This is a genomic window from Rivularia sp. PCC 7116, from assembly GCF_000316665.1.
Classification (GTDB): Bacteria; Cyanobacteriota; Cyanobacteriia; order Cyanobacteriales; family Nostocaceae; genus Rivularia.
The window spans coordinates 7,358,193-7,381,045 of the sequence record NC_019678.1; the positions used below are offsets into that span (position 1 = coordinate 7,358,193).

General features: G+C 36.9%; 22 protein-coding genes and 1 pseudogene. 16 read left to right on the forward strand and 7 right to left on the reverse strand.

The genetic code is table 11. The features are described 5' to 3' along the window. Window positions 1-433 precede the first annotated feature (433 nt). The 10 genes and pseudogenes from RIV7116_RS28225 (at window position 434) to RIV7116_RS28250 (ending at window position 8,965) form a co-directional block, all read left to right on the forward strand. Window positions 434-2,290 (forward strand): GGDEF domain-containing response regulator, encoded by a 1,857-nt coding sequence (locus RIV7116_RS28225; RefSeq protein ID WP_015121745.1) that lies wholly within the window; start codon window positions 434-436, stop codon window positions 2,288-2,290. 99 nt (window positions 2,291-2,389) lie between these two features. Next, window positions 2,390-2,521 (forward strand): hypothetical protein, encoded by a 132-nt coding sequence (locus RIV7116_RS37460; RefSeq protein ID WP_256380828.1) that lies wholly within the window; start codon window positions 2,390-2,392, stop codon window positions 2,519-2,521. Window positions 2,522-2,648: 127 nt separating this feature from the next. Then, window positions 2,649-3,800: a circadian clock protein LdpA gene (gene ldpA, locus RIV7116_RS28230; protein WP_015121746.1), complete on the forward strand. Its 1,152-nt coding sequence runs from the start codon at window positions 2,649-2,651 to the stop codon at window positions 3,798-3,800. Window positions 3,801-3,860: 60 nt separating this feature from the next. Next, the gene (locus RIV7116_RS28235; RefSeq protein ID WP_015121747.1) at window positions 3,861-5,606 is read left to right on the forward strand and encodes a R3H domain-containing nucleic acid-binding protein; all 1,746 of its coding nucleotides are present in this window, start codon (window positions 3,861-3,863) and stop codon (window positions 5,604-5,606) included. Between the two features lie 294 nt (window positions 5,607-5,900). Further along, window positions 5,901-6,065, forward strand: coding sequence for a hypothetical protein (locus tag RIV7116_RS36115; protein WP_157229343.1), 165 nt, complete (start codon window positions 5,901-5,903; stop codon window positions 6,063-6,065). 18 nt (window positions 6,066-6,083) lie between these two features. Next, window positions 6,084-6,254 (forward strand): annotated as a pseudogene (locus tag RIV7116_RS37705) (hypothetical protein); the annotation flags it as partial. A gap of 168 nt (window positions 6,255-6,422) precedes the next feature. Continuing rightward, a complete protein-coding gene (locus RIV7116_RS37710; protein WP_371261666.1) occupies window positions 6,423-6,548 on the forward strand; it encodes an aminotransferase class III-fold pyridoxal phosphate-dependent enzyme in 126 nt (41 codons plus the stop codon). Between the two features lie 158 nt (window positions 6,549-6,706). After that, window positions 6,707-6,976: an aminotransferase class III-fold pyridoxal phosphate-dependent enzyme gene (locus RIV7116_RS34285; RefSeq protein ID WP_052330859.1), complete on the forward strand. Its 270-nt coding sequence runs from the start codon at window positions 6,707-6,709 to the stop codon at window positions 6,974-6,976. Between the two features lie 72 nt (window positions 6,977-7,048). Further along, entirely contained in the window at window positions 7,049-7,828 is a 780-nt protein-coding gene (locus RIV7116_RS28245) for an NgoPII family restriction endonuclease (protein ID WP_015121748.1), read from the forward strand. A 90-nt stretch (window positions 7,829-7,918) separates the two neighbouring features. Continuing rightward, window positions 7,919-8,965 (forward strand): DNA cytosine methyltransferase, encoded by a 1,047-nt coding sequence (locus RIV7116_RS28250; protein WP_015121749.1) that lies wholly within the window; start codon window positions 7,919-7,921, stop codon window positions 8,963-8,965. A gap of 68 nt (window positions 8,966-9,033) precedes the next feature. Here the strand turns inward: RIV7116_RS28250 and RIV7116_RS28255 are convergent, their stop codons facing one another. From RIV7116_RS28255 to RIV7116_RS28265, 3 genes are read right to left on the reverse strand one after another with little or no spacing between them, the layout of a single operon-like run. Next, window positions 9,034-9,831, reverse strand: a complete 798-nt coding sequence (locus RIV7116_RS28255; RefSeq protein ID WP_015121750.1) for a PhzF family phenazine biosynthesis protein — start codon at window positions 9,829-9,831, stop codon at window positions 9,034-9,036. Window positions 9,832-9,852: 21 nt separating this feature from the next. Next, entirely contained in the window at window positions 9,853-10,578 is a 726-nt protein-coding gene (locus RIV7116_RS28260) for a pyridoxine 5'-phosphate synthase (RefSeq protein WP_015121751.1), read from the reverse strand. 15 nt (window positions 10,579-10,593) lie between these two features. Next, window positions 10,594-12,105, reverse strand: coding sequence for a PLP-dependent aminotransferase family protein (locus tag RIV7116_RS28265; protein ID WP_015121752.1), 1,512 nt, complete (start codon window positions 12,103-12,105; stop codon window positions 10,594-10,596). Window positions 12,106-12,303: 198 nt separating this feature from the next. On the opposite strand from RIV7116_RS28265, the gene RIV7116_RS28270 reads away from it, so the two are divergent. The 3 genes from RIV7116_RS28270 to RIV7116_RS28280 all read left to right on the forward strand — a co-directional run bounded on the left by RIV7116_RS28270 (window position 12,304) and on the right by RIV7116_RS28280 (window position 14,617). Beyond that, window positions 12,304-13,221 (forward strand): DMT family transporter, encoded by a 918-nt coding sequence (locus RIV7116_RS28270; protein ID WP_015121753.1) that lies wholly within the window; start codon window positions 12,304-12,306, stop codon window positions 13,219-13,221. Between the two features lie 50 nt (window positions 13,222-13,271). Beyond that, complete coding sequence (locus RIV7116_RS28275; protein WP_015121754.1) at window positions 13,272-14,069, forward strand: peroxiredoxin-like family protein; 798 nt, start codon at window positions 13,272-13,274, stop codon at window positions 14,067-14,069. 365 nt (window positions 14,070-14,434) lie between these two features. Further along, a complete protein-coding gene (locus RIV7116_RS28280) occupies window positions 14,435-14,617 on the forward strand; it encodes a hypothetical protein (protein ID WP_015121755.1) in 183 nt (60 codons plus the stop codon). 127 nt (window positions 14,618-14,744) lie between these two features. Here RIV7116_RS28280 and RIV7116_RS28285 read toward each other — a convergent pair whose 3' ends face one another. After that, window positions 14,745-15,845 (reverse strand): hypothetical protein, encoded by a 1,101-nt coding sequence (locus RIV7116_RS28285; protein WP_015121756.1) that lies wholly within the window; start codon window positions 15,843-15,845, stop codon window positions 14,745-14,747. A gap of 33 nt (window positions 15,846-15,878) precedes the next feature. Further along, complete coding sequence (locus RIV7116_RS28290) at window positions 15,879-16,556, reverse strand: polyketide biosynthesis O-methyltransferase (protein ID WP_015121757.1); 678 nt, start codon at window positions 16,554-16,556, stop codon at window positions 15,879-15,881. Between the two features lie 344 nt (window positions 16,557-16,900). Here RIV7116_RS28290 and RIV7116_RS28295 point away from each other — a divergent pair, with 344 nt between their 5' ends. The 3 genes from RIV7116_RS28295 to RIV7116_RS28305 all read left to right on the forward strand — a co-directional run bounded on the left by RIV7116_RS28295 (window position 16,901) and on the right by RIV7116_RS28305 (window position 20,111). Continuing rightward, window positions 16,901-17,590 (forward strand): Mo-dependent nitrogenase C-terminal domain-containing protein, encoded by a 690-nt coding sequence (locus RIV7116_RS28295; RefSeq protein ID WP_015121758.1) that lies wholly within the window; start codon window positions 16,901-16,903, stop codon window positions 17,588-17,590. Window positions 17,591-17,839: 249 nt separating this feature from the next. Next, the gene (gene obgE, locus RIV7116_RS28300) at window positions 17,840-18,895 is read left to right on the forward strand and encodes a GTPase ObgE (RefSeq protein ID WP_015121759.1); all 1,056 of its coding nucleotides are present in this window, start codon (window positions 17,840-17,842) and stop codon (window positions 18,893-18,895) included. 457 nt (window positions 18,896-19,352) lie between these two features. After that, window positions 19,353-20,111, forward strand: a complete 759-nt coding sequence (locus tag RIV7116_RS28305) for a hypothetical protein (RefSeq protein ID WP_015121760.1) — start codon at window positions 19,353-19,355, stop codon at window positions 20,109-20,111. Between the two features lie 273 nt (window positions 20,112-20,384). Here the strand turns inward: RIV7116_RS28305 and RIV7116_RS28310 are convergent, their stop codons facing one another. Then, a complete protein-coding gene (locus RIV7116_RS28310) occupies window positions 20,385-21,344 on the reverse strand; it encodes an LD-carboxypeptidase (RefSeq protein WP_044291239.1) in 960 nt (319 codons plus the stop codon). A gap of 137 nt (window positions 21,345-21,481) precedes the next feature. Further along, window positions 21,482-22,549, reverse strand: a complete 1,068-nt coding sequence (locus tag RIV7116_RS28315) for a glycosyltransferase family 4 protein (protein WP_015121762.1) — start codon at window positions 22,547-22,549, stop codon at window positions 21,482-21,484. Window positions 22,550-22,853 lie beyond the last annotated feature (304 nt).

The window sequence follows — 22,853 nt, forward strand, 5'->3', positions numbered from 1 at the left end:
TGGCTCTAAATTTATTTGCTGTTGAACCAACTATAGCTTTATAGATAATTGATATTAATTCTTACGCATATTTTTAGAAAGGAAGCAAGTATGAATTTAGTATTATTTTTGATTGAGAATACGTAATAAATAGCTTTTATATCTATCTAATCTAGGTATTTAAAAATACTTATAATTACAAGTAGATTAGATAACGAAATGTTTATAATACGTTGAAAGCATTTTAATAGCATAAACAAAAAGCAGCACATAAGCTACTAAGATTGTAAATTTTCTTGTATAAATGTTATATAAATATGAAATTTTGCAGCTTTGTAAAAAAATACCGTATAGCGTTATAAATGACATTTATAGATATGAAAATTCAAAAATTAATAATTATAAAAAAATGGGAAGTTGAGAAGTAAGCTTAAAATTATAGCTTGAATACACAATGAATATAACGAAATCAAATACAGGAGATTACTCCTCAAGTTCTGGCGAACAAGATATTTTGATAATTGATGATACACCAGATAATCTCAGAGTTTTGTCTTCTATTTTAGCTCGAGTTGGGTATAAAGTTCGCAAAGCATTAAATTGGCAAATGGCTTTTACTGCTTGTCAAACGAAATTACCAGACTTGATTTTACTAGACATTATGATGCCAGAGATAGATGGGTATGAAGTTTGTCAGCGTTTTAAAGCTAATCAGAAAACTGCTGATATACCGGTTATTTTCATTAGTGCATTAGATGATGTCTTTGATAAAGTAAAAGCTTTTAAAGTCGGAGGTGTCGATTACATAACTAAACCATTTGAATTTGCTGAAGTTATAGTAAGAGTACAAAATCAACTTAAATTAAGAAGCGCTCAAGTAGAAATATTAAACTTAAATAATCAGCTTGAAGAAAGAGTAAAACAAAGAACACTAGAACTAGAGAATGCACTGTATAAACTTAAAATAGAGGTTCGTTCTCGTCAAGAATTACAAAATAAATTACTTGAAAATGCATTGCGCGATGCTTTGACTAGCTTGCCGAACCGAGTGTTTTTTATCAATAGACTAGAACAAGCATTAAATCGGACTAAATCAGAATTAGATTATCACTTTGCAATCTTATTTATAGACTGCGATCGCTTTAAAATCGTTAATGATTCTTTGGGGCATTTAGTAGGAGATGAATTATTGATTGCGATAGCTAAACGTTTGCAAACCTCCTTGTCGCCATTAGATACTTTGGCGAGATTGGGAGGTGACGAATTCGGTATTCTCTTGGAGAATGTTTCTGATATTGACATGGTAACCGGTATTGCAGAACGTATTTTAAATTCTTTAGCGCAACATTTTCAAATATCCAGATACCAAGTTTTTGTAAATGTAAGTATCGGTATAAATTGGGGAAACTTGAATTATGAAAAGCCAGAATATTTACTAAGAGATGCTGATACAGCTATGTACCGTGCAAAAGCATTAGGTAGAGGAAGATTTCATATTTTCAATCCAGAAATGCATAAACAAGCCATCAAAACCCTTGAGTTAGAAAATGACTTAAGAAGAGCCTTAGAAAGGCAAGAGTTAATTGTCTATTATCAGCCAATTATTTGTCTTAAAACTGGCTCGATTGGTGGATTTGAAGCACTTGTTCGCTGGCAACATCCTACGAGAGGTTTGGTTTTGCCGACTGAATTTATCTCGGTAGCTGAAGAAACAGGTTTAATTTATGCCATAGATACTTGGGTATTGAAATCAGCCTGCAATCAATTACGTATTTGGCTAGCCAATTCATTAGTTCCGAAAAATTTACATATGAGTGTCAATTTGAGTGCAAAACTGTTTTTGCAGCCAAACTTTCTTGCTCAAATCGACCAAATTATTTACGAAACTAAACTAAATCCTGCATTTTTAGAATTGGAAATTACAGAGAGTGTAATTATGGAAAATAGCGTAGATGTAAAAACTACTCTTAACGAAATTAAACAGAGAAATATAAATTTAACCATGGATGACTTCGGTACGGGTTACTCTTCTTTAAGTTATCTACATAGCTTTCCATTAAATACTCTTAAGATTGATAAATCATTCTTGAATTTAATGCAGAAAAATCATCAGAACATGGGTTTAGTGCCAGCAATGATTGGGATAGCTCATTCAATGGGAATGAAGGCAATTGCTGAAGGCGTAGAAAATTCCGAACAATTATCGCAAATAAAGGATTTAAAATGTAATTTTGCTCAAGGAAATTTATTTTCTCAACCTGCTCCACCACAGCATATTCTAGACTTGATATTAAGCAATCCTAAATGGTAAGTGCTGGTTTGATTAATAAAATTTTTTTAATTACTATTTTAATTTTTGATAAATACTTCTATTTTTTTATTTTAGAGACATGCTATTTGACTAAATTGTGTGGCAACTAAGCCCGTAGGAAAAGGTAGTGGGTTGGGATTATCTATTTTATTCGATAATATAGTACAAGAGTATTGCAGGATTTTGGGAAATAATTCGACTCCTGAAGAAGACACGGAATTTATGATATAAATCTCAACCCATCCAACTACGAGTTTATATACGTCTGAAGAAAAAAACTTTCTGAAATCTTTGATTATTGCAATTAAATTGGGGATCTACTTCATCAATTTCTTCAGTCACGTAGCATAATAGAAGTGTGACTGATTCGTTTAACCCCCTACTATCGCTTAAAGAAGGTCGCTGGTTCAAGCTCATTTGTGGAGCCAGCTTCCAACATCTGCCTGCGGTTAGAAGTTTAACATTAGCTTATACGCTAGCTGGCGCTGACTGCATAGATATAGCTGCCGATCCGGCTGTTATTCTTGCTGCTCAAGAAGGTCTAAAAGCAGCTGCAGCTCTGGGTGCCACAGCCCGGAAGCTCGGTTTTGCCTATCAAGGAACTCCTTTGCTAATGGTTAGCTTGAATGATGGCGAAGACCCTCACTTCCGCAAAGCAGAATTTGATTCTGCCCAATGCCCCTCTACTTGTTCCCGACCATGCGAGCGTATTTGTCCCGCACAAGCGATTACATTCGATAGTATCAAATATAACTTCGCAGGAGTTCTATCCGATAAATGCTATGGCTGCGGTCGTTGCGTTCCAGTATGCCCGTATGATAAGATAGAGTCAGTATCTTATGCAACAGCTAATGGAGCAATCGCACCCTTGATACTGAAATCTGGAGTGGATGCTGTAGAGATTCATACGACTGTCGGACGTTTGGCGGAATTCAAGAAGTTGTGGCAGACAATTTCAACCTATGCTGACCAATTGAAGTTATTAGCCATTAGTTGCACTGATGGTGAAGGAGTAATTGACTATCTGCATAGTTTGTATGATGCGATCGCCCCTCTTGATTGCGTAAATATATGGCAAACCGATGGCAGATCGATGAGTGGCGATATTGGCTCGGGCACAACATTAGCTGCGGTAAGACTAGGGTCAAAAGTATTGAAAGCAAAAATACCCGGATATGTGCAGTTGGCAGGTGGTACGAATAGTTACACCGTGCCAAAATTGACTGCAATGAATTTGGTGAAAAAATTAACGAACCAAAAAAGTGAAAATATGGGAGAGGGCAATCACCATTCTCGTAAATTAGGTTCGGAAAATGAAGCATTCATTGCTGGGGTTGCTTATGGTAGCTATGCTCGGAAATTACTTTTACCAGTTTTGGAACAATTAGAAGAAAAGGAGGTGAATGTTGAGCGTGTTAAAGTAACTGCTCTGAAACTCGAAGAAGAACCTGCACTATTATGGCAAGCCGTATCGCTTGCTGATTCATTAGTTTCCCAGCTCAAATATTAAGAGCGACGGTTGAGCTTTGCCTCGTCGTCCCCTATCTCTAAAAACGTCACCATAAAAAGCATGACGATTACAGACGATCTCCGAAAATTATTAGCCATATTGCCCCAAGACTTGCGGCAGATGCTCGAACAGCATCCTCAAAGAGATAGTTTAGTAGAAGTGGTCCTGGATCTGGGTCGTTACCCAGAAGCACGATTCCCTTCTGGAGCCGAATATCTAAGCGAAGTACCCATTACCCAGCAGCAGATAGATGATTGCATTGTAAGAGTGGGCACTTTTGGCGGAGATAATCGAGCAGGAATAGAGCAAACTCTACACCGGATTAGTGCTATTCGCAACCGCACCGGCAAAATTATAGGTTTAACCTGTCGTGTCGGACGTGCGGTACATGGAACAATTAGCATGATCCGCGATTTAGTTGAAAATGGTCAATCAATTCTCATGCTGGGTCGTCCAGGTGTGGGAAAAACTACTGTATTGAGAGAAATAGCCCGTGTTTTAGCGGACGATCTTGATAAAAGAGTAGTTATAATTGACACTTCTAATGAAATTGCTGGAGATGGTGATGTACCTCATCCAGCAATCGGTAAGGCAAGACGAATGCAGGTTGCTCATCCGGATCAACAACATCAAGTAATGATTGAGGCTGTGGAAAACCATATGCCAGAAGTAATTGTAATTGATGAGATTGGTACGGAGTTAGAAGCCTTGGCATCTCGTACTATTGCCGAACGTGGCGTGCAACTGATAGGTACGGCACATGGAAATCAAATTGAAAACTTGATAAAAAACCCTACCCTTTCAGATTTGGTAGGTGGCATACAAGCTGTAACTTTGGGAGATGATGAAGCCAGAAGGCGAGGCTCTCAAAAAACAGTTTTGGAACGTAAAGCCCCTCCGACTTTTGAAATTGCGGTTGAAATGCAAGAAAGGCAGCGCTGGGTAGTTCATGAAAGCGTTGCTGATACTATAGATAATCTTTTGAGAGGAAGACAGCCAACCCCGCAAGTGAGGACCATAGATGATAACGGAAAAGTGGCGATCGCCCGTCATCTGACTGCTATTAATGGTGGTGCTTCACAAACTGATAGAGGAGAAGAAAATCGCGGGCGAAGCTCTAATAGAACAAATGGGTGGAGAGCATCCGGGCAAATGCGTCCTTTAGTGCCATTAGGTGCAGAATACCAGAATGGCAATGGTTCTGGACGTAGCGAATTTGACCGCTTATTAGATCAATCTTTCAACAACTCTAGCGCTTTTGAGAGCAATGGGGATAAACATTCCGGTCCAAACGGTGAGGATTTACCTTTACATATTTACCCCTATGGCGTTAGTCGCAGTCAATTAGACCAGGTCGTTGAGGTTCTTCATTTGCCTGTAATATTGACAAAAGATATTGATAGTGCAGATGCAATTTTGGCTTTGCGATCGCACGTCAAGAATCATGCAAAATTGCGACAAATGGCGAAAGCTCGTCAAGTGCCAATTCATATGATAAAGTCAAGCACCATTCCACAGGTTACTCGTGGCTTACGTCGGTTGTTAAATATCGACGAGCCAGAAGTTACTGATGAGCGTGAACTACAATTGTTTCTCCACAACGGCAGCGATGATGAAATTGACGCTTTAGAAGAAGCTAGACTTGCAGTAGAACAAATAGTAATTCCCAAAGGACAGCCAGTAGAATTATTACCGCGTTCTTCACAAGTGCGTAAAATGCAGCATGAGTTGGTCGAACATTATCGACTCAAATCAAATAGTTTTGGGGAAGAACCAAATCGGAGACTAAGAATATTTCCTGCTTAATTTTTCCCTATCTCTATTTATTTAAAAGCGTGCATCACAACAAACCCCTTCTTCCTTTAGGTAGAGGGGGATTATAATTTTGATTATTGATTACAGACAAGAATACTATTATATCACGAATTTAAGAGAAAGTTAACTGCTGGTTAGTTAGGGATTGTTTTTTGGTTAATTATTAAAAACGAAGAGGAAGGATACATTTATTTGTTGGCATAGCGTGTCTGAAGAACAAAGCCCGTTTGATTTAAGAGCTTGGTTTACATCTTCTGTAAAATTACCATTGGCTAGTTCTAGAAGATGGACGTGAATATTCATGGACATTCCCATCCCAAAATTGCTGAAGCGATTTATCTAATTTTTGCTGGATTTACTCATCAAGCAGCAGGATTAAACCGAGTTTTCTATTCCGATAACGGTTCAACTGCTGTGGAAGTTGCGCTGAAAATAGCTGATCAATATTGAGTAAATCAAAATCAGCAACGTCAAAAATTTATTGCTTTTGAAGGTGCCTATCACGGAGATACTTTTGGAGCAATGTCTGTAGCTTCCAGTTCCATTTTTACCCAGGTTTTCTCAAATATGTTGTTCGAGGTGGATTTTTCACGATTCCTCGAAACTTCTATTAATGATTCTGATGTCGAAGACAAATAACAACAAGCTTTAACTATATTAAAAGAAAAATTCGAGCAAAATCCTCAACAGTATGCTGGCATTATTATTGAGCCATTATTAGTACAAGGTGCTGATGGAATGCGAATGTGTAGACCAGAGTTTATACGGAAATTAAAATAATAATTTCAACAATTTGATACTTAACTGATTTTTGATGAAGTCATGACCGGATTTGGTAGAACCGGAGATTTGCTTTCTTGTATTAAAAGTCAAGTAACCCCAGATATAATTTGTTTATCCAAAAGTATTACTGGGGGGTTTTACCTTTGTTAGTAACAATATGTTCTGAGAACATTTACGATACCTTTTATAGTGATGACCCGATAAAAACCTTATATCACGGTTATAGTTATACTGCGAATCCTTTGGGATGTGCTGCGGGTAATCGTTCTTGAGAATTAATGGTAAAAAATTAGCCTACATTTATCAGCATGGAAGCTAAACATTTACAATTTGTTGAAAAACAACAAGACAATCCCAATGTTGAAAACTTGCGGGTAACGGGTACGATTGCGGCAATGAATATTGTAAGTACTCAAGAATCGGGTTATTTAAATAAGGTTGGTTTAGTGATCCGAGAGAAAGGTTTGTTGCTACGTCCTTTGGAAAATGTGCTTTATATAATGGCTCCTTACTGTATTACTAATGGAGAATTATCAGAAGTTTATCAGGGAATTATTAGTATCTTGGAGGCAATTTAGATTTAATAATATTTCATCTGATGTATTGATACTTACTATAGCAATCAGTATGAATTGATTAGGGTGGTATGAATGGCTGATATACTTCAAGCAATTAAAGCAATTATTGATAACACTATCCCTGATATTGTAAGTTATTCTCAGGGTAAAAATAGAATTAATAGTGCAGGTGATGCTTTAGAAGATTTTATAAAAGATATATTTTCTGAAGCTTTAAAAGACAGCGATTTAACTCTCAAAAATAAAAAATATTCAGAGGCTTTTTCTTATATTGGCAATCAGAATAATCCACCTGATATAATTTTGAAAAATGGCGATGCAATCGAAGTTAAAAAGATTGAATCATTAAAATCAAGCATTGCGTTAAATAGTTCTTATCCTAAATCAAAATTATACTTTGACGAGCCAATGATAACAAATTCTTGCCGTAACTGCGAAGACTGGCAAGAAAAGGACATAATTTATGCAATTGGAGTTGTAAAAGAGAAAAAGCTACAATTACTTTGGTTGATATATGGTGATTGTTATGCTGCTGATAGAGAAATATATCAAAGGATTCGCAATAAAATAAATAGCGGAATAACGGAAATACCAAACGTTGAATTTTCTGAAACTAAAGAATTAGGAAGAGTAAATAAAGTAGATCCTCTAGGTATAACATATCTAAGAATACGAGGAATGTGGGGAATTAAAAACCCTGTAGTTGTATATGACTATCTGTTTGAAAATCTTGATATCAATACTTTTAAATTGATAGTAGTAATGAAAGAAGAAAAATATTTATCTTTTCCTTACGAGAAAAGAATGCTTTTAGAAGGAATATCAAATCAAAACTTCACAATCAGAAAGTAAAATATTAAATCTCCAAATAACCCTGCTCAACTTATTCCTGCTAAAATAATTAGCTATAGAATTAATAATTAAATTCATAATAGCTAAGCAATGAATATTGTATCTCTATTTTCAGGTTGCGGAGGATTAGATTTAGGGTTTGAGGAAGCTGGATTTAATGTGATTTGGGCGAATGAGTATGATAAGTCTATCTGGGATACTTATGAATTCAACCACCCGAATACCCAATTAGATAAAAGAGATATTAGAAAAATAGTTCCCGATGATATTCCCGACTGTATTGGAATTATAGGTGGCCCTCCTTGCCAAAGTTGGAGCGAAGCAGGAGCGCAAAGAGGTATTGATGATAGTAGAGGTCGATTATTTTTTGATTATATTAGAATTTTGAAGGAAAAAAAGCCTTTATTTTTTCTAGCTGAAAATGTTGGTGGAATTTTGGCTAAAAAACACGATAGAGCATTTACAAATATTTTGTCTCATTTTAAAGATGCTGGTTATGAAGTTACCTATCAGTTATTAAATGCTGCTGATTTCTTAGTTCCTCAAGATAGAAAAAGAGTAATTATTATTGGTTATCGAGAAGATATGGGTGGGACATTTGAATTTCCCCGTGCAATCAACAATCAATTAACTCTCCAAAACGCTATTTATGACATTAAAGATATTGAAGCTATTGCAATAGATTCTAAAATGAATCAAAGTAATATAGTAATACCAAATCATGAATATAAGCAAGGGAGCTTTTCTAGTATTTATATGTCTAGAAATCGAGTCAGAAGTTGGAATCAACCATCTTTTACAATACAGGCTGGTGCTAGACACGCTCCCATACATCCACAAGCAAATAAAATGATTTGGGTTGAAAAAGATAAATGGAAATTTGACGAGAAATCTCCCAAACCATATCGAAGATTATCGGTTAGAGAATGTGCGAGAATTCAAACTTTTCCAGACAATTTTATTTTTAAGTATAAGTATATTGGTGATGGATATAAAATGATAGGAAATGCCGTTCCGGTTATGTTAGCGAAAATATTATCAGAAAAAGTTTTCTTAGATATCAAACAATATCTAGAGTCGGGATTTTACAAAGCTGTAATTAAACAAGAAGTTCCTAGACAATTAACTCTATTTTAAGCAAATATGAATGAAAATATGTTCTTAGTCGCGCTTTAGCGCATCCGGTAAGAAGCGCTAAAGCGCAACTACGAACCTACTAATTCCCCTCGCAAAACTGTAACAGCTTGTCCCCTCAAATAAACTCTATCTCCACCAGAATATTTGAGTTTTACTACACCACCTCTACTTGAGGCCTGATAAGCTAAAAATTCGTCTTTATTTAATTTATTTCTCCAGTAAGGTGCGAGACAGCAATGAGCAGCACCGGTTACAGGGTCTTCATTAATACCTAATCCCGGACAAAAGAAGCGCGATACAAAATCAAATTCCGAACTACTTTCAGCGATGCTAGTAACAATAACTTCTGGAAACAGCTTGGTTAAAATTGTAAAATTTGGTTCTAATTTTCTAACTAAGTCTTCCGATTCAACTTCTACTAAATAACCTAGAGAATTTTTCACTACTGCTTTAACTGGTACTCCCAAAGCTTCGCTAATTTCTGGAGGTGTAGAAATAGCTTCAGAAGGATTTGCGGGAAAATCCAATTCAATCCAATCGTCTTGTTTTTTAGCAATTAATAAACCGCTTTTGGTGTGAAAACGGGCTGATTCGTCGGGAGAAAGATGATTTTCTGACCATAAAACGTGCGAACTGGCAAGGGTAGCGTGCCCGCACAAAGGTACTTCTGTTGCGGGGGTAAACCAGCGTAAACTATAACCGTCTACTTGTTTGACTAAAAATGCGGTTTCCGATAAATTCATTTCCTTCGCTACATTTTGCATCCATTCGTCACTTTGAGGAGTTTCTAAAACGCAAACAGCAGCAGGATTTCCAGAAAAAGGTTTGTTAGTAAATGCGTCAACTTGGATTATTGTTTGTTTCATATTGCACCCGAATTAAATAAACTATAAGGTTGAAGAAAGAATTTTTAAGTAAGCTTTGACAGTATTATGTAGCCCCATTTCCAACGCTTCAGCAATTAATGCATGACCAATGGATACTTCAAGTATGTTGGGGATAGAACAGAATTTTTCTAAGTTTTGTAAATTTAAATCGTGTCCAGCGTTAACACCTAAATCGTTATCTTGAGCGATTTTTGCAGCTTGAATATATTTGTGAAAAACCGCTTCTACTTCACCCATGCGAAATGCAGTTGCATAGGGTTCAGTATATAATTCAACTCTGTGTGCACCAATCTTTTTTACTAAAGGTATTTGGTTGGAATCAGCATCCATAAAAAGACTGATTCTAATATCAAAAGATTTCAGTTTTTCGATAACAGGTGCGAGTTGATGAAAATTTTTAGCTAAATTCCAACCACTATTGGATGTAAAAGCATCGGGAGCATCTGGAACTAATGTACACTGGGTTGGTTTGACTTCACAAACCATATCCATAAAATTACCTTGGAAAGGATTACCTTCGATGTTGAATTCTACGGTAAGCATTTGTGCTAATTCATATACATCTTTAGGTTTAATGTGTCTTTCATCTGGACGTGGATGAACTGTAATCCCATTTGCCCCTGCTTCCACAGCTATTTTTGCTGCATTTAAAACATTAGGAATGTCGATATTCCGAGAGTTTCTTAGTAAAGCAATTCTGTTGAGATTAACGCTGAGCTTCGTCACATTTAATATTTTTAGCTAAAAGTTACGATTGATTTGAGCAAGTAATCGCTGATTAGAATAATTATCGCATCCAATGTAAATAGATTTTTTCAAAACCTTACCTAAAATCGATATTCCTAAATCAATTTCTGATTCAGAAGTATTAGAAAAACTCAATCTCATTGCTGGATAACCTTGTTGATTGGGGAAAAATGCAGAACCGGAAGCGAATAAAACGTTTTCTTGAATAGCTTGTTGACGGATTTCTGAAATATCAATATTATCCGGTAATTGCACCCACAAAAATAAACCTCCGTTGGGAACTGTCCATTTAGCTTCTTGAGGAAAATAGTTTTCCATTGCTTGCAGCATTATATTACGACTGAGAAGGTTTTCTGTCTGTAGTTTTTTACGGTGACGACGATAATGTCCGGAACTAAGATATTCGCTGACTATTGCTTGAGAAATTGTAGATGTGTGAACGTCATCCATTAATTTACGTTCGACTAAGGGTTGATAATGTTTCCCCGTCACTACCATATAACCAACTCGTAAACCGGGAATCAAGGTTTTAGAAAATGTCCCAGCGTAAATGACTAAATCTTGTTTATCTAAAGCTTTGATTGGTGCTGGTACCTGTTCAAAATTTAATCCTTCATAAGCGTTATCTTCTAAAATCGGACATTGATATTTTTCTGCTAATTCTAAGAGTTGTTGTCGGTGATTTTGTGAAGTAGCTATTCCTGTAGGATTATGCTGGGTGCTGATGGTGTAAATCAACTTTGGTCGATGACTTTTAAGATATTTTTCTAATAATTCTAAATTCATTCCTTCAGCATTCATCGGAATACCGATAATTCTGGCTCCGATATTTTCTAAAATTGATATCGCTCCGTGATAAGTCGGACTTTCTACAATTACCCAGTCATCTTTTTGCAAATAGTATTGCATTGTCAGCGATAAAGCTTGCTGACAACCGCTAGTAATAATCAAATTTTCCGGAGTAATCTCTAAACCCTGCTGTAGCAATAATTGAGCAACTTGTCTTCTTAAAATTGCTTGTCCGTGAGGAATATCGTAAGCAAATAAACTATCAATAGAATTAGTAATTGTCCTTCTACTAATTAAAGCCATATCTTGAGGAGGGCGGGGTAAGCCATAGCTAAAATTGATTATTTTTTCGTTAACTTGTGCTTGTACAGCACTCATATGAATATCAAAAAAAGAATTCCCCGCACTTTCTGAAATAATTACGTTTTGTGCTGGTGCAAATGTGGATTTCATATTTGTAGAGTTAGTTAAATTCGTATTCGATTTATTAACGAAATATCCAGAACCCTGACGAGAAAAAATAATTCCGTCTGCTTGTAAAATGCTATAAGCTTCCAGAATTGTTAATTTATTCACTTGTAAATTTTCTGCTAAAGAACGAATTGAAGGTAAACGTTCTTCTGGTTGCAATGCTCCAGATTTGATTAAACGACTGATTTTCTCTTTAATTTGTAAATATATCGGTTTACGCGATTTTCTATCTAAAGGAATCTTCACGGCTAAATACTGATAATCGCTATCTGAAATATATGCGATTTTTTAACGCTATACACGGTACAGTTAAGAGTTTTTTGACTAGAACAGTTACATTTATTCGCAAACTGTACTAGTCAAATTGAGTAAATCTGTATCTTTTAAAATCATCGATTATAAGGGATTGTGAAATTGATTTCAAATTAGTTTTTTAACAGCACAATGGGTAAAAGCATCACTAAAATCAATAAAAAAGCAAACAATAAAATAAATAATGAAACTATTGGATTATTCTATGGCTTTCTGGGTGTTATCGGCTTTAGTGGAACTCTTCCGGCTACGCGAATTGCTGTAACAGATTTCGAACCTATTTTTGTTGGTTTAGGTAGAGCTATTATTGCGGCGGCTTTTGGAATGGTGCTTTTACGTTTAACTCGGCAGCCAATACCACATCGACAATATTGGGGAAGTTTAGCCATTATTGTCGCAGGGGTAATTATCGGATTCCCGTTGTTGTCGGCATGGGCTATGCAGCAACTACCAGCTTCACATGGAGCAATTGTTACGGGTATTTTGCCTTTAGCGACTGCAATAGTAGCGGCGTTACGTATGGGTGAAAAGCCGTCTTTAGGATTTTGGATAGCAAGTTTTTTTGGAAGTCTGACAATTGTTAGCTTTGCTTTGATTGAGGGTAATGGAAGTATTAAGTTTGCCGATATAGTTTTAATAATCGCTGTTATCGCAGCGGCATTTGGCTATGCCGAAGGAGGAAAACTAGCTAAAATTTTGGGTGGATGGCAAGTTATTTGCTGGGCTTTGGTGTTTTCTGCACCGTTATTAATTATTCCCGTTGCTTCGGTTGCTTTAAAAAACGGTATAACTGCTTCCCCATCTGCATGGTTGGGTTTTGGGTATGTAAGCGCCATCAGTATGTTTCTTTCCTTCTTCGCTTGGTATCGCGGATTAGCGATAGGTGGGATTGCTAGAGTCAGTCAAGTGCAGTTATTGCAGCCATTTTTGAGTATTTTATTTTCTGCTTTTTTTCTCAGAGAAAAAATAACTTATCTAATGATGTTTACTGCGATTATCGTTGTGATTACCGTTGCGATTGGCAGAAAACAGCCTGTTGAAAGAATTTAATTGTTTACATAAGTTTTAAAATAATATGTGAAGACTGTTGCTCGCACCTCATGAATACCCAAACAACTTCCAATTCCTTAGATGTTTACTCAGTTTTGAGTCAAACTCAGCGCTTGCGAATTAGCGACGGAGAAATTAAACCCGTTTTAGATGGTTGCTCAAACGCTTCACAGCTACTGGTGCTGATTTGGTCGCAGTTGGGGGATTTTGATAACTTAGAATATGCTTGGTGGTTGCAAAGAGAAAAAGCAAAGCTTGAAGCTAAAGGCGTTACAGTACGTGCTATTGGCATCGGCGATCGCAACTCTGGTATCAAGTTTTGTAACTACACTGGTTTCCCCCAAGAATGCTTGTTTGTCGATGCTCAAGCTGAAATTCATCAGAAGTTAGGACTTTATCGCGGTTTAAATATAAATTTCCCTTTGCTATCAACTTCACAAAATGCTTGGCTCAACTTGATGTTAATGTGTGCTGGAATTGGCAGCCCTGGAACTTTGAAAGAAGTTTTTAGGGGTTACAAAGGAGATAAAAAAGCACCCCAGCTAATTGAAGATGCAGAAGTTGTTAGAGAAACTCCTTTACCAGCGATAAAAGGTTCGTTTTTTAAGCTTGCTGGAGGAAAAGATTTTCAGCGTCCTTTTGAGCTAGCAACATTACGCTTGCGAAATATGACTGAAGTTTTGAGCAATTGGAGTACTTATGTTCCTAATTCAGCTTATCTAACACAGCGCGGAGGAACTTTTTTATTTGACTCTCAAGGAAAATTAATTTACGAGCATCGCGATAAAGGCATCCTTGGTTTTGCTAAGAATATGAGCAGTCCTTTATCTTTTTTGTTTAATTCTTGAATTAAATATATTTCTAGACTTGATCGATAAAATGTTAGCTAATAACTATCTATTAAGCTAGAATTTAAATTACCTAAATATTACCCAAATATTTTAGTATTCTCAGTAAACAAACTTAGGTAATTAGTTTTTGTATCATTGACTACTATTTGCTAAAAGTCTACGTGTGAGTATGTTTACATTCCCTGACTTTTAATACAAAAATTACTAATTTCTTTTCAAAAATTGTTTTGGAAGTACTTATAAATTCTGAGAACTGATGTATATCTAAATATAGTTTACTATCACCTTTTGTAAAACAGCATACAACTTACTAGAGTTGCTGCTATAAAATTGCAATAGTCCTTGAAGTCGTCAAATTTATCATGATTAAAGTATCATCCACTATACCTAGCTTAGTATTTACTGACAGCAAGTTGAAAGACGAGGAAGACAATTATCAATCTGAGGAGTATTTAGCTAAACTTCGAGATTTAATTAGCGAACGTTGGGAAGATGTTTGGCAGGAAGTACAAGCAAGAAAGCAGGAAGAAATAAGGCTTAATTAGTTTTCTTCTAATCCAAAAAATAAGGGCTATAGGATAAAGGTGAAAATGCCGTAAAGTTTGTTGTTTCCTTTATCCTTTAACCATTTATTAACTTTGTAACGGTTAATAGATAATTGTTAACTACTAGTTAACTGCTATAAGTTTGTTTGAGGGATGCTTCGATAGAGTTTGTTTGTTTGTAGAGTCGAATAAGTTTATGGGCTGGTGTTTCTCGCTTGTCTAAAAGAGTTTTTAAGGGTGCGAGTAAATTTACGTCAGGGTCATTTTCTAATGTAGATTCTACTACTTGTATAATCTGTTTTGCACTTGTAAAAATATCTTCGTTATCAAATCCTGCTTGTGCTGAGGTTTGATGTTTTTTGGCATCGGGTACAGTTGCTCTACCGGTTAATGAGTCGTCTAAAATCATTCCTTTTAATAAAGCCAATAATCCAGCATAGATAGAAAAATCGCTACAGCTATCAAAGGCTTTAAATTCAATTCGACCAATTTCTGCTGGAATACGAGCAATTTTAGTTAGAGATGGGATGCTTTTGATTAGTTCTTCCTGTTTTTCTAAAAATACCATCGCCGCAGGTCTTTTTCCGGTTCTCATGAAAGTTCTGACAGAAAAACCTTCCCACAAGGCACCTTGATAAAAAGGAGAACTGTAGCTAAAGGGAATAATGTAAGGGCTATAATAAGTAAGCTTTCTGCCAATATCAATAATCTTTTCTGTAGTTAAGCCTACCATCGAAATATTTAAATCCGGGCCATAAGTTAGCATCGGAATATCGGCGGTTTGCTTTTCTGGAGAAGCCTGCCTTCGTTTCGTTTCATATTTATTCAAAGGTGGATTGGGAACGAATTTATCGTAGTTGGGATTGAAGCTAATCAATGCCGGTGAATAACCATATTCCGCTGCTGTTTCTTTGAGTAAACGGAAGCTTTCATCTAATTCGGCGATCGCGCTATTAATATCGGGGTTGATAGTTGTTCTAATTTCGATACCTTTAGGTAGGCATTCGACAACTTCTTCTGAATCAGCAAAGCGTTCAAAACCTTCTATATACCAACGCTTTTCTTTTATGCCAGCATCACCTATTCGCAATTCTGGATAATCATCCTTGTAAACAGGCAATCTTTCGACTATTTGATTGAAATCAGCAAAATTTACCTGAGAGAAGTCAGCGAAATTTCCAGCATTATCAATGAAAGCAACCTCATGTTCGATGCCAAAGTGAAACATTATTTATACCTGAATGAAGTTTGTAATTATGGTTTAAGTGAGTTGAAATGCCAAGCGATAAGAGTTTCTGAAGAGAGGAATATATTTGAAGAGCAAACGTTTGATCAAATTCACAGACAAACGCTGCACAACTTTAACTTCAAAGTTTGCGAAGGTTATAATTTCCATCACCTGACAACCGGATTTCCAATTCTGAATCTCGCGGATATCTGAAATACTCCAGTCAAATTTTGCTGACATATGTTCGATTAGATGCAATTGAATCTTCAGCATCATGGATGATTTAGAATCAAATGCAAATTGCGATTTAGAAAAATTCTCAATAAGCTTATCAAAGAGTTGTTTAACTTGCTGTTTTCTTAAATACATCTGTAAGCCTTCTGTTACAAGCATAGAAAGTCGAGAGCTTGTTGATGGTAGCGAGTTAAGCCAATCATTATCTACCACCGAAGCAGCGATAAAATTACGATGTTTGCTTTTACGAGAAAACCTTCTTTGTAAGCGAAGTATGCCAGGTAAATACAATTCAAGCCCATGCACTTTGCGATTATCTAAGCGCTGACAACGGCTATTTAAACCAGCAACAATCTCTTTTACAGAACCTTGAGTATTTTTACAGATAAAATAAGTAAGAAAATTGTCAATAGGCCTTTCTAAAAGAGAGATTAATAATATTTCTTGAATATTTCTGGGGTTGTCTTGGGTTTTCAAAATGCACCTTTTTACGATATTAATGAAATGCTATTCTCAAAAATAAATAAAAATAATTATCAATAATATCATTAGAATAGTTTTACTTCAATAGAAATTATCCAATAAATCCTATTCTGATGACTTTCTGATTTACAAAGTCAAAAAACATCGCTGTAAGTCTTGGTTTGTGGTAGTTACGAAAGCAATAATGATGATCCATAATTTTTTTTTAAATCAAGCTAGTTGCAATTATGTGTATATCAATCAGATATATTCTTTTTAAAGAAATTGGCAATAAGTCTTGAGAAAGACAATTGGATGGCGAGTTAGTATGTAAATCAGGAAAGTTAGAGACGTGAGTTATGACAAGTGCTGTTCAATCTCCTTACAGCAGCGAACAAATATCCGCATGGCTGCGAGGGCTGCTGACTATTGCTTGGGCTGACGGAAACTTTGACGAGCAAGAAAAGCAATTGATAACTTCAATCACCCAGGAAAAATTAAATCCTGGGATGAATGTAGAATCATTTGAAGCGATAACGCCAGAAGAATTAGCTGCTGTTTTTGGTAAAAGTACCCCAATAGCAGAAAACTTCTTGCGAACAGCGGTAATGGTAGCCATTGCCGATGGAATCTATTCTCCTAGCGAAGACGAACTACTCCACAAGCTCTGTGAAGCTTTAGGGGAACCAGAAAACCTGCTGGAATCTCTGCGCCAGACTCTGGAAAATCCCCAACCAGCAGAAGCATCTACTGGCGTTGCATCACCTCTTAAACCTCCAGGCAAACCCCCAATCGAAGCCTTGAATCCTTTGCGAGATTGGCTTGATGGTTTGAACATTGAAGATCCTAAAGTTGCCCACTTTTTGTGCAAAATGATTCCCTCCCAATGTCCTTTTGAACGAGATGTGAAATTATTCGGACGCAAAATCGTGCATATTCCACCTTTATGCAAATTAAACCCGCTTTACGAGCAACTCGTGGGCTTGCGTTTTCGGGCTTTGTCCTATTTAGCGGATGATTGTCAAGAGGATATTTCGGAATATATTTAGTTAGTTTAAATGGGAATAGGGCATTGGGCATTGGGCATTGGGCATAGGAGAATTTAATTTTGACTATTTTCAAGTTAGTAAACTTTATGGCAGCTATCTTAGAAATAGAAGGGGAAAGGTTTCTCGTAACTATCTTATGGTGATACTATTGTTTGCTCAACTTGGGATATCAAATAGGTAGTAAGTAATTGGTGCAAAAACCAATGTCCAATGCCCTATGCCCCATGCCCTATGCCCATTTTTTAAATCATGCAATTTATCGATCAAGCAAAAATTGAAGTAGAAGCAGGTAAAGGTGGCGATGGTATTGTTGCTTTTCGTAGAGAAAAGTATGTACCTGCTGGCGGTCCTTCCGGAGGCAATGGAGGGCGCGGTGGCTCGGTTATTTTAGTTGCTTCAGAAAATTTGCAAACCTTATTGGATTTTAGATACAAACGTCGTTTTGTCGCAAAAAACGGTTCTCGCGGTGGTCCGAAAAATAAAACCGGGGCATCTGGAGATGATTTATTAATAGAAGTACCTTGCGGTACTGCCGTTTACAACCGGGAAAGTGATGAGTTGATTGGCGATTTAACTAAACCCGGACAAACTTTACTAGTTGCAGAAGGCGGAAAAGGTGGATTGGGGAATAAGTATTTTTTAAGCAATCGTAACCGCGCTCCAGAACATGCCTTACCGGGATTAGATGGAGAAATTAAAACATTACGTTTGGAGTTGAAACTTTTAGCGGAAGTAGGAATTATTGGATTACCAAATGCTGGTAAATCGACTTTGATTTCGGCTTTATCAGCAGCACGTCCAAAAATTGCCGATTATCCTTTTACTACCTTAATACCGAATTTAGGGGTAGTTAGAAAACCGACTGGTGACGGTACTGTGTTTGCGGATATTCCCGGTTTAATTGAAGGTGCTTCTCAAGGTGCGGGATTAGGACACGATTTCTTGCGTCACATCGAACGTACTCGCTTATTGCTGCATGTAATTGATGCAACCAGCGAAGATGTAGTCGGTGAATACAATACGATTATGCAGGAATTGCAGTCATATGGGCGAGAATTACGAGAAAAAACCCAGATTATCGCCTTGAATAAAATTGATGCTGTTGATAAAGAAAATATAGATTTGGAAGCATTAGCCTCGGAATTAAATCATCTTTCTTTTGCACCAGTTTTTATAATTTCAGCGGTGACTGGTGAAGGATTACAGCCGATGTTACAGCAAATTTGGGATACTCTCGATGCTTTGAATGTTAAAGAAGAAGAGGAAGTTATTGAAGTTTTGGGAATAGGAAATAAAGAAATATAAGCAACTATAGTGCTACGCGAAGGTCAAGGGTAAAAGGTAAAAGGTAAAAGGTTTATGAGTTGTAGGTTTCAGCCTTTATTAATGTCATAACCGCCATTAAGTAGCGATATATAACAGTTTTCAGTTGAATAAAATACACCCCTGTAGTTAATGAGGAGAGGGGAAGGGGGTGAGGTTTCTCAAACTGTATTGCACTCAAATGAAAAGCAGTATATTTAAAATGGTTTAAACTATTTTATTAACTTTTTTCCCGTCAGAAGATTACCTATGTTTGGAAAAGTGGGGAGAAAAGAAGAAATTGATATAACCATTTTAATTTGCTTGCGAAAAGATACAACTTACCAAGCTGATGAATGCTGAAATTAAAAAAGTAATATACAATTGGTAAGCTAAAAAATTATCCAGTAGATAATCAATTCTATTTACCAGACAATAATTACTTTTGTTCCTCATTCTCATGCCATCTTTATTTAAAAAGATTCCACAAAATCCATCCCAATCCAATGTAAAACAAAGAAAATCCTTGCTTATACCTCGTTCAGGGCGACGAGGATTCTTTTTGTTATTTACGTTTATGACAATGTTGGGATGGGTTGGCGGAGGAATTGCTAGTCTTGCTTTAGAAAAAATTCTGCGAGAGAATATACCCGCTTATTTTGCTCAAAATGAAATTTTGTGGTACAGAATTGCAAAGCTGATTGCGAGTAGTTTATTCGCATTAATTTTTGCAGCAGACCAATCTATACCTCTTAGTAAATACATTTCTGGCTGGTCTTGGATGATTGCTACTGCAATCGGCTGGTTAGTCGCAAATACTGTTTCTCAAGCCTGGATTACATACATTTCTCATATCGCTGCTTCAACAACTGAAATGTCCATGCAAGCAGCTATATTTTTTAGAATATTGCCAACTGCTGCTTATATTTTTTCCGGTTTATGGCTGGGTTTATTACAGTGGTTAGTGTTGCGAAGATACGTAAAAAATGCATTGTGGTGGAATATTGTACCTTCGATTTCATATTTGATTATTAGTATTTCAGTCTTATTTATTTCTTCAGTACAAAACTTGATTCCAGCAATACACCGGGATGTCACTTTGTATTTAGTTACTCAAGGAATAACAGCGTTAGTTTTGGCTGTAATTCCAGCTATTAGTTTTTGTCGGTTGCGGAAATCAGTGAGCAGTGAGCAGCGAACAGTGAACAGTGAACAGTGAGCAGTGAGCAGTGAGCAGTTAACAGTTAACAGTGAACAGTTATTAATTCAGGAATTAGTTGTGAATGAGGTTTTGAGAATATATTGTATTAGCAGTATTTTATTTGCTAATAAAAATTGGTAAAAAAGATACTCTTACTAAGATAAGACTTACCCATCTGGCACATTTTCTGTAGAGTGCTGTGATATTTAGATCAATTTTCAACGTAATAATAAGACTTGTGATGTCACGCATCATCCGAGTCTTGTGACAATTACTGCTCACTGCTCACTGCTAACTGTTTACTCTCAGCACTCCTCGTTCTGCATCCAAAGTTGCCATAACGCCTACGGGTAAAGCTGCATTTGGTGCTTCATGCCCGAAAGGTAAGTTAGAAACAACGGGAATACCTAAATCTTCTAATCGATCGCGCAAGACTTCCTCTACAGTGAAACTAGGAATATTTTTTGCTGCTTGGCAATTAGTAAAACTACCTATAGCAACTCCAGCTATCTTTGCTAAAGCACCGCTCATTCGCCATTGAGTCAACATTCTATCGATGCGGTAGGGTGCTTCTCCCACATCTTCGATTGCTAAAATAGCTCCGTCAAGTTCTGGTTGCATTGGGGTACCCAAAAGATGAGTAGCAACAGTAAGGTTTGCCGGTAATAACCTACCCCTAACAGTTCCACCTCCCCATCCTTTTCCTGTGAGGGATTCAAGGGGTTTTCCTTCTACCAAATCAAATAATCTTTGTACAGACCAAGCCGGTTCTTTAGCAACAGTAGTCATTACAGGCGCATGAACTCCACAAATTCCAGCTTTGTAAAGACTCCACAATAAAGCTGTAATATCCGAGAAGCCAATTAACCATTTTGCTGAGTGGGCATGGGGTATGGAGTATTGGGCATTGGGAGTTTTTTGATTTTGTAATATCCAACTCCATTCTTCCAAAATTCTTGTTGTACCAAAACCACCTCTAGCGCACAGAATCCCCCGGCATTCGGGATCTTGCCATGCTGCTGCTAAATGATTGCGCCTATTTTTATCATTACCAGCCAAATATCCCCACCTGTCTTCTATTTCCGGTATTACTTCAACTCGATAACCGCGCGATCGCCAAATTTCTACACCGTGCTGAAGCGCTTCAAATTCTCGTAAAGCACCACTAGGAGCAATTACTCGCAATAAGTCGCCAGGTTGTAAAGATTGCGGTATCAACAAATTATCGGGGTATTGAGTTTTAACTTGCATTGACTGATAGTTATTTACAATAGATATGGATGGGGAAGTTGTCATTTTTCAACTGTGTTTCTTAGTTCGCCATTGGTAAGTGTTTATCCGTAAAATGAGTTGAAAAAATAATTAATAGTTATGAAATGTTTTGAATTTTAAGCCTGAAAATTCAAAATGTCTACAAACCATTTTTCAAAACGCTCGCCTAATACTTCTAAAGAGAATACTTTTTGTGCGGTATCGCGGCAAGTTTGACGGTTTATGCTTTCTATACGCTTTGTTGCTTCTATTAATCCACTTACGCTGTCTGGTTCTACTAAAAAGCCAGTTTCGTTGTTTTTGATAATCGATGCAGGACCACCCCGACTATAGGAAATTACTGGAACTCCACAAGCTAGCGCTTCGATTGCTACATTTCCAAATGCTTCTACCCAGCGAGGTGTCATAATCAACGCCTTACACTCGCCCAAAATTTGCTGCATTTCTTTAGTAGATAAAAACCCTAAGTATTCAAAAGGTGCATTTGGATAATCTTGCTGAATTTTCTGCCAATAAGATTCATCTTGAATTTTACCCATAACCTTGAGAGAAATGTTAGTACTCTCTGCTACAGCGAAGGCATCTTCTAAACCTTTTTCGGGAGAAATACGACCCAACCAAGCAAATTGTTGTTTAGGTTTACTGCAAAATTGATACAAAGATAAATCAATGCCGCTGCTCAAATAATATATAGGAGGAGTTAATTCTGGAAAGGTAGTAGCTTGTACGGGAGTATAAAAACCAATAGTACCGGGAAACTGCTTTGATGTTTGGACAATAATTTGGTCGAGAGCATCAGAAAGAGAACCCATGCTAACAAAATGAGCAATGGGAAGTTTGAAAAAAGGTGTCAAGTAGAAAGGCAACCAATCGTAAGCAAAATTGACAATTAAATCGTATTCGTTTTCGACTTGGCGGACGTAATCCCACATATTAGCTAAAAGTGGATTACATGGCATTGTAATCGGCGTTTGACGTTCTAAGCTTTGGGCAATGATTTGTAAATTACCCGAAATCTGCATTACAGGTAAGTCATCCCAAGTTGAACCAGCAGGAGCAACAATCTGTAAATCGTGTCCCCGTCTAATTATTTCGCGAGCAATATTGTACAAACTTAATTCCACGCCACCACCCAATCCAGAACCGAGAGGTCCCACGGGAGTCGAAACGAACAGTAACTTCATTCGCAAAAATTATTTCAAGGCTTAATTTAAATAAATATAAAATGCCTCTGTTACTAAACGCTAGCGGATTGGGAATTGGGCATTGGGCATTGGGCATTGGGTATTGGGCATTGGGTATTGGGCATGGGGCATTGGGCATTGAGCATTGGGCATGGGGCATTGGGCATGGGAGATAAGGAGAAATTAGAATATTTAATTCACAACTGCTCACTATTCACTGCTCACTGCTCACTGCTCACTGCTCACTGTTCACTGCTCACTGTTCACTGCTCACTGCTCACTGCTCACTGCTCACTGTTCACTG

Bases quoted from the DNA above. Each gene is read 5' to 3' on its own strand.
- RIV7116_RS28280 (WP_015121755.1), top strand. From the start codon at position 14,435: ATGATTAAAGTATCATCCACTATACCTAGCTTAGTATTTACTGACAGC.
- RIV7116_RS28225 (WP_015121745.1), top strand. From the start codon at position 434: ATGAATATAACGAAATCAAATACAGGAGATTACTCCTCAAGTTCTGGC.
- obgE (WP_015121759.1), top strand. From the start codon at position 17,840: ATGCAATTTATCGATCAAGCAAAAATTGAAGTAGAAGCAGGTAAAGGT.
- RIV7116_RS28285 (WP_015121756.1), bottom strand. From the start codon at position 15,845: ATGTTTCACTTTGGCATCGAACATGAGGTTGCTTTCATTGATAATGCT.
- RIV7116_RS34285 (WP_052330859.1), top strand. From the start codon at position 6,707: ATGGAAGCTAAACATTTACAATTTGTTGAAAAACAACAAGACAATCCC.
- RIV7116_RS28315 (WP_015121762.1), bottom strand. From the start codon at position 22,549: ATGAAGTTACTGTTCGTTTCGACTCCCGTGGGACCTCTCGGTTCTGGA.
- RIV7116_RS28270 (WP_015121753.1), top strand. From the start codon at position 12,304: ATGGGTAAAAGCATCACTAAAATCAATAAAAAAGCAAACAATAAAATA.
- RIV7116_RS28245 (WP_015121748.1), top strand. From the start codon at position 7,049: ATGGCTGATATACTTCAAGCAATTAAAGCAATTATTGATAACACTATC.
- RIV7116_RS28235 (WP_015121747.1), top strand. From the start codon at position 3,861: ATGACGATTACAGACGATCTCCGAAAATTATTAGCCATATTGCCCCAA.
- RIV7116_RS28295 (WP_015121758.1), top strand. From the start codon at position 16,901: ATGACAAGTGCTGTTCAATCTCCTTACAGCAGCGAACAAATATCCGCA.
- RIV7116_RS28250 (WP_015121749.1), top strand. From the start codon at position 7,919: ATGAATATTGTATCTCTATTTTCAGGTTGCGGAGGATTAGATTTAGGG.
- RIV7116_RS28255 (WP_015121750.1), bottom strand. From the start codon at position 9,831: ATGAAACAAACAATAATCCAAGTTGACGCATTTACTAACAAACCTTTT.
- RIV7116_RS28275 (WP_015121754.1), top strand. From the start codon at position 13,272: ATGAATACCCAAACAACTTCCAATTCCTTAGATGTTTACTCAGTTTTG.
- RIV7116_RS28305 (WP_015121760.1), top strand. From the start codon at position 19,353: ATGCCATCTTTATTTAAAAAGATTCCACAAAATCCATCCCAATCCAAT.
- RIV7116_RS28310 (WP_044291239.1), bottom strand. From the start codon at position 21,344: ATGCAAGTTAAAACTCAATACCCCGATAATTTGTTGATACCGCAATCT.
- RIV7116_RS36115 (WP_157229343.1), top strand. From the start codon at position 5,901: ATGGACGTGAATATTCATGGACATTCCCATCCCAAAATTGCTGAAGCG.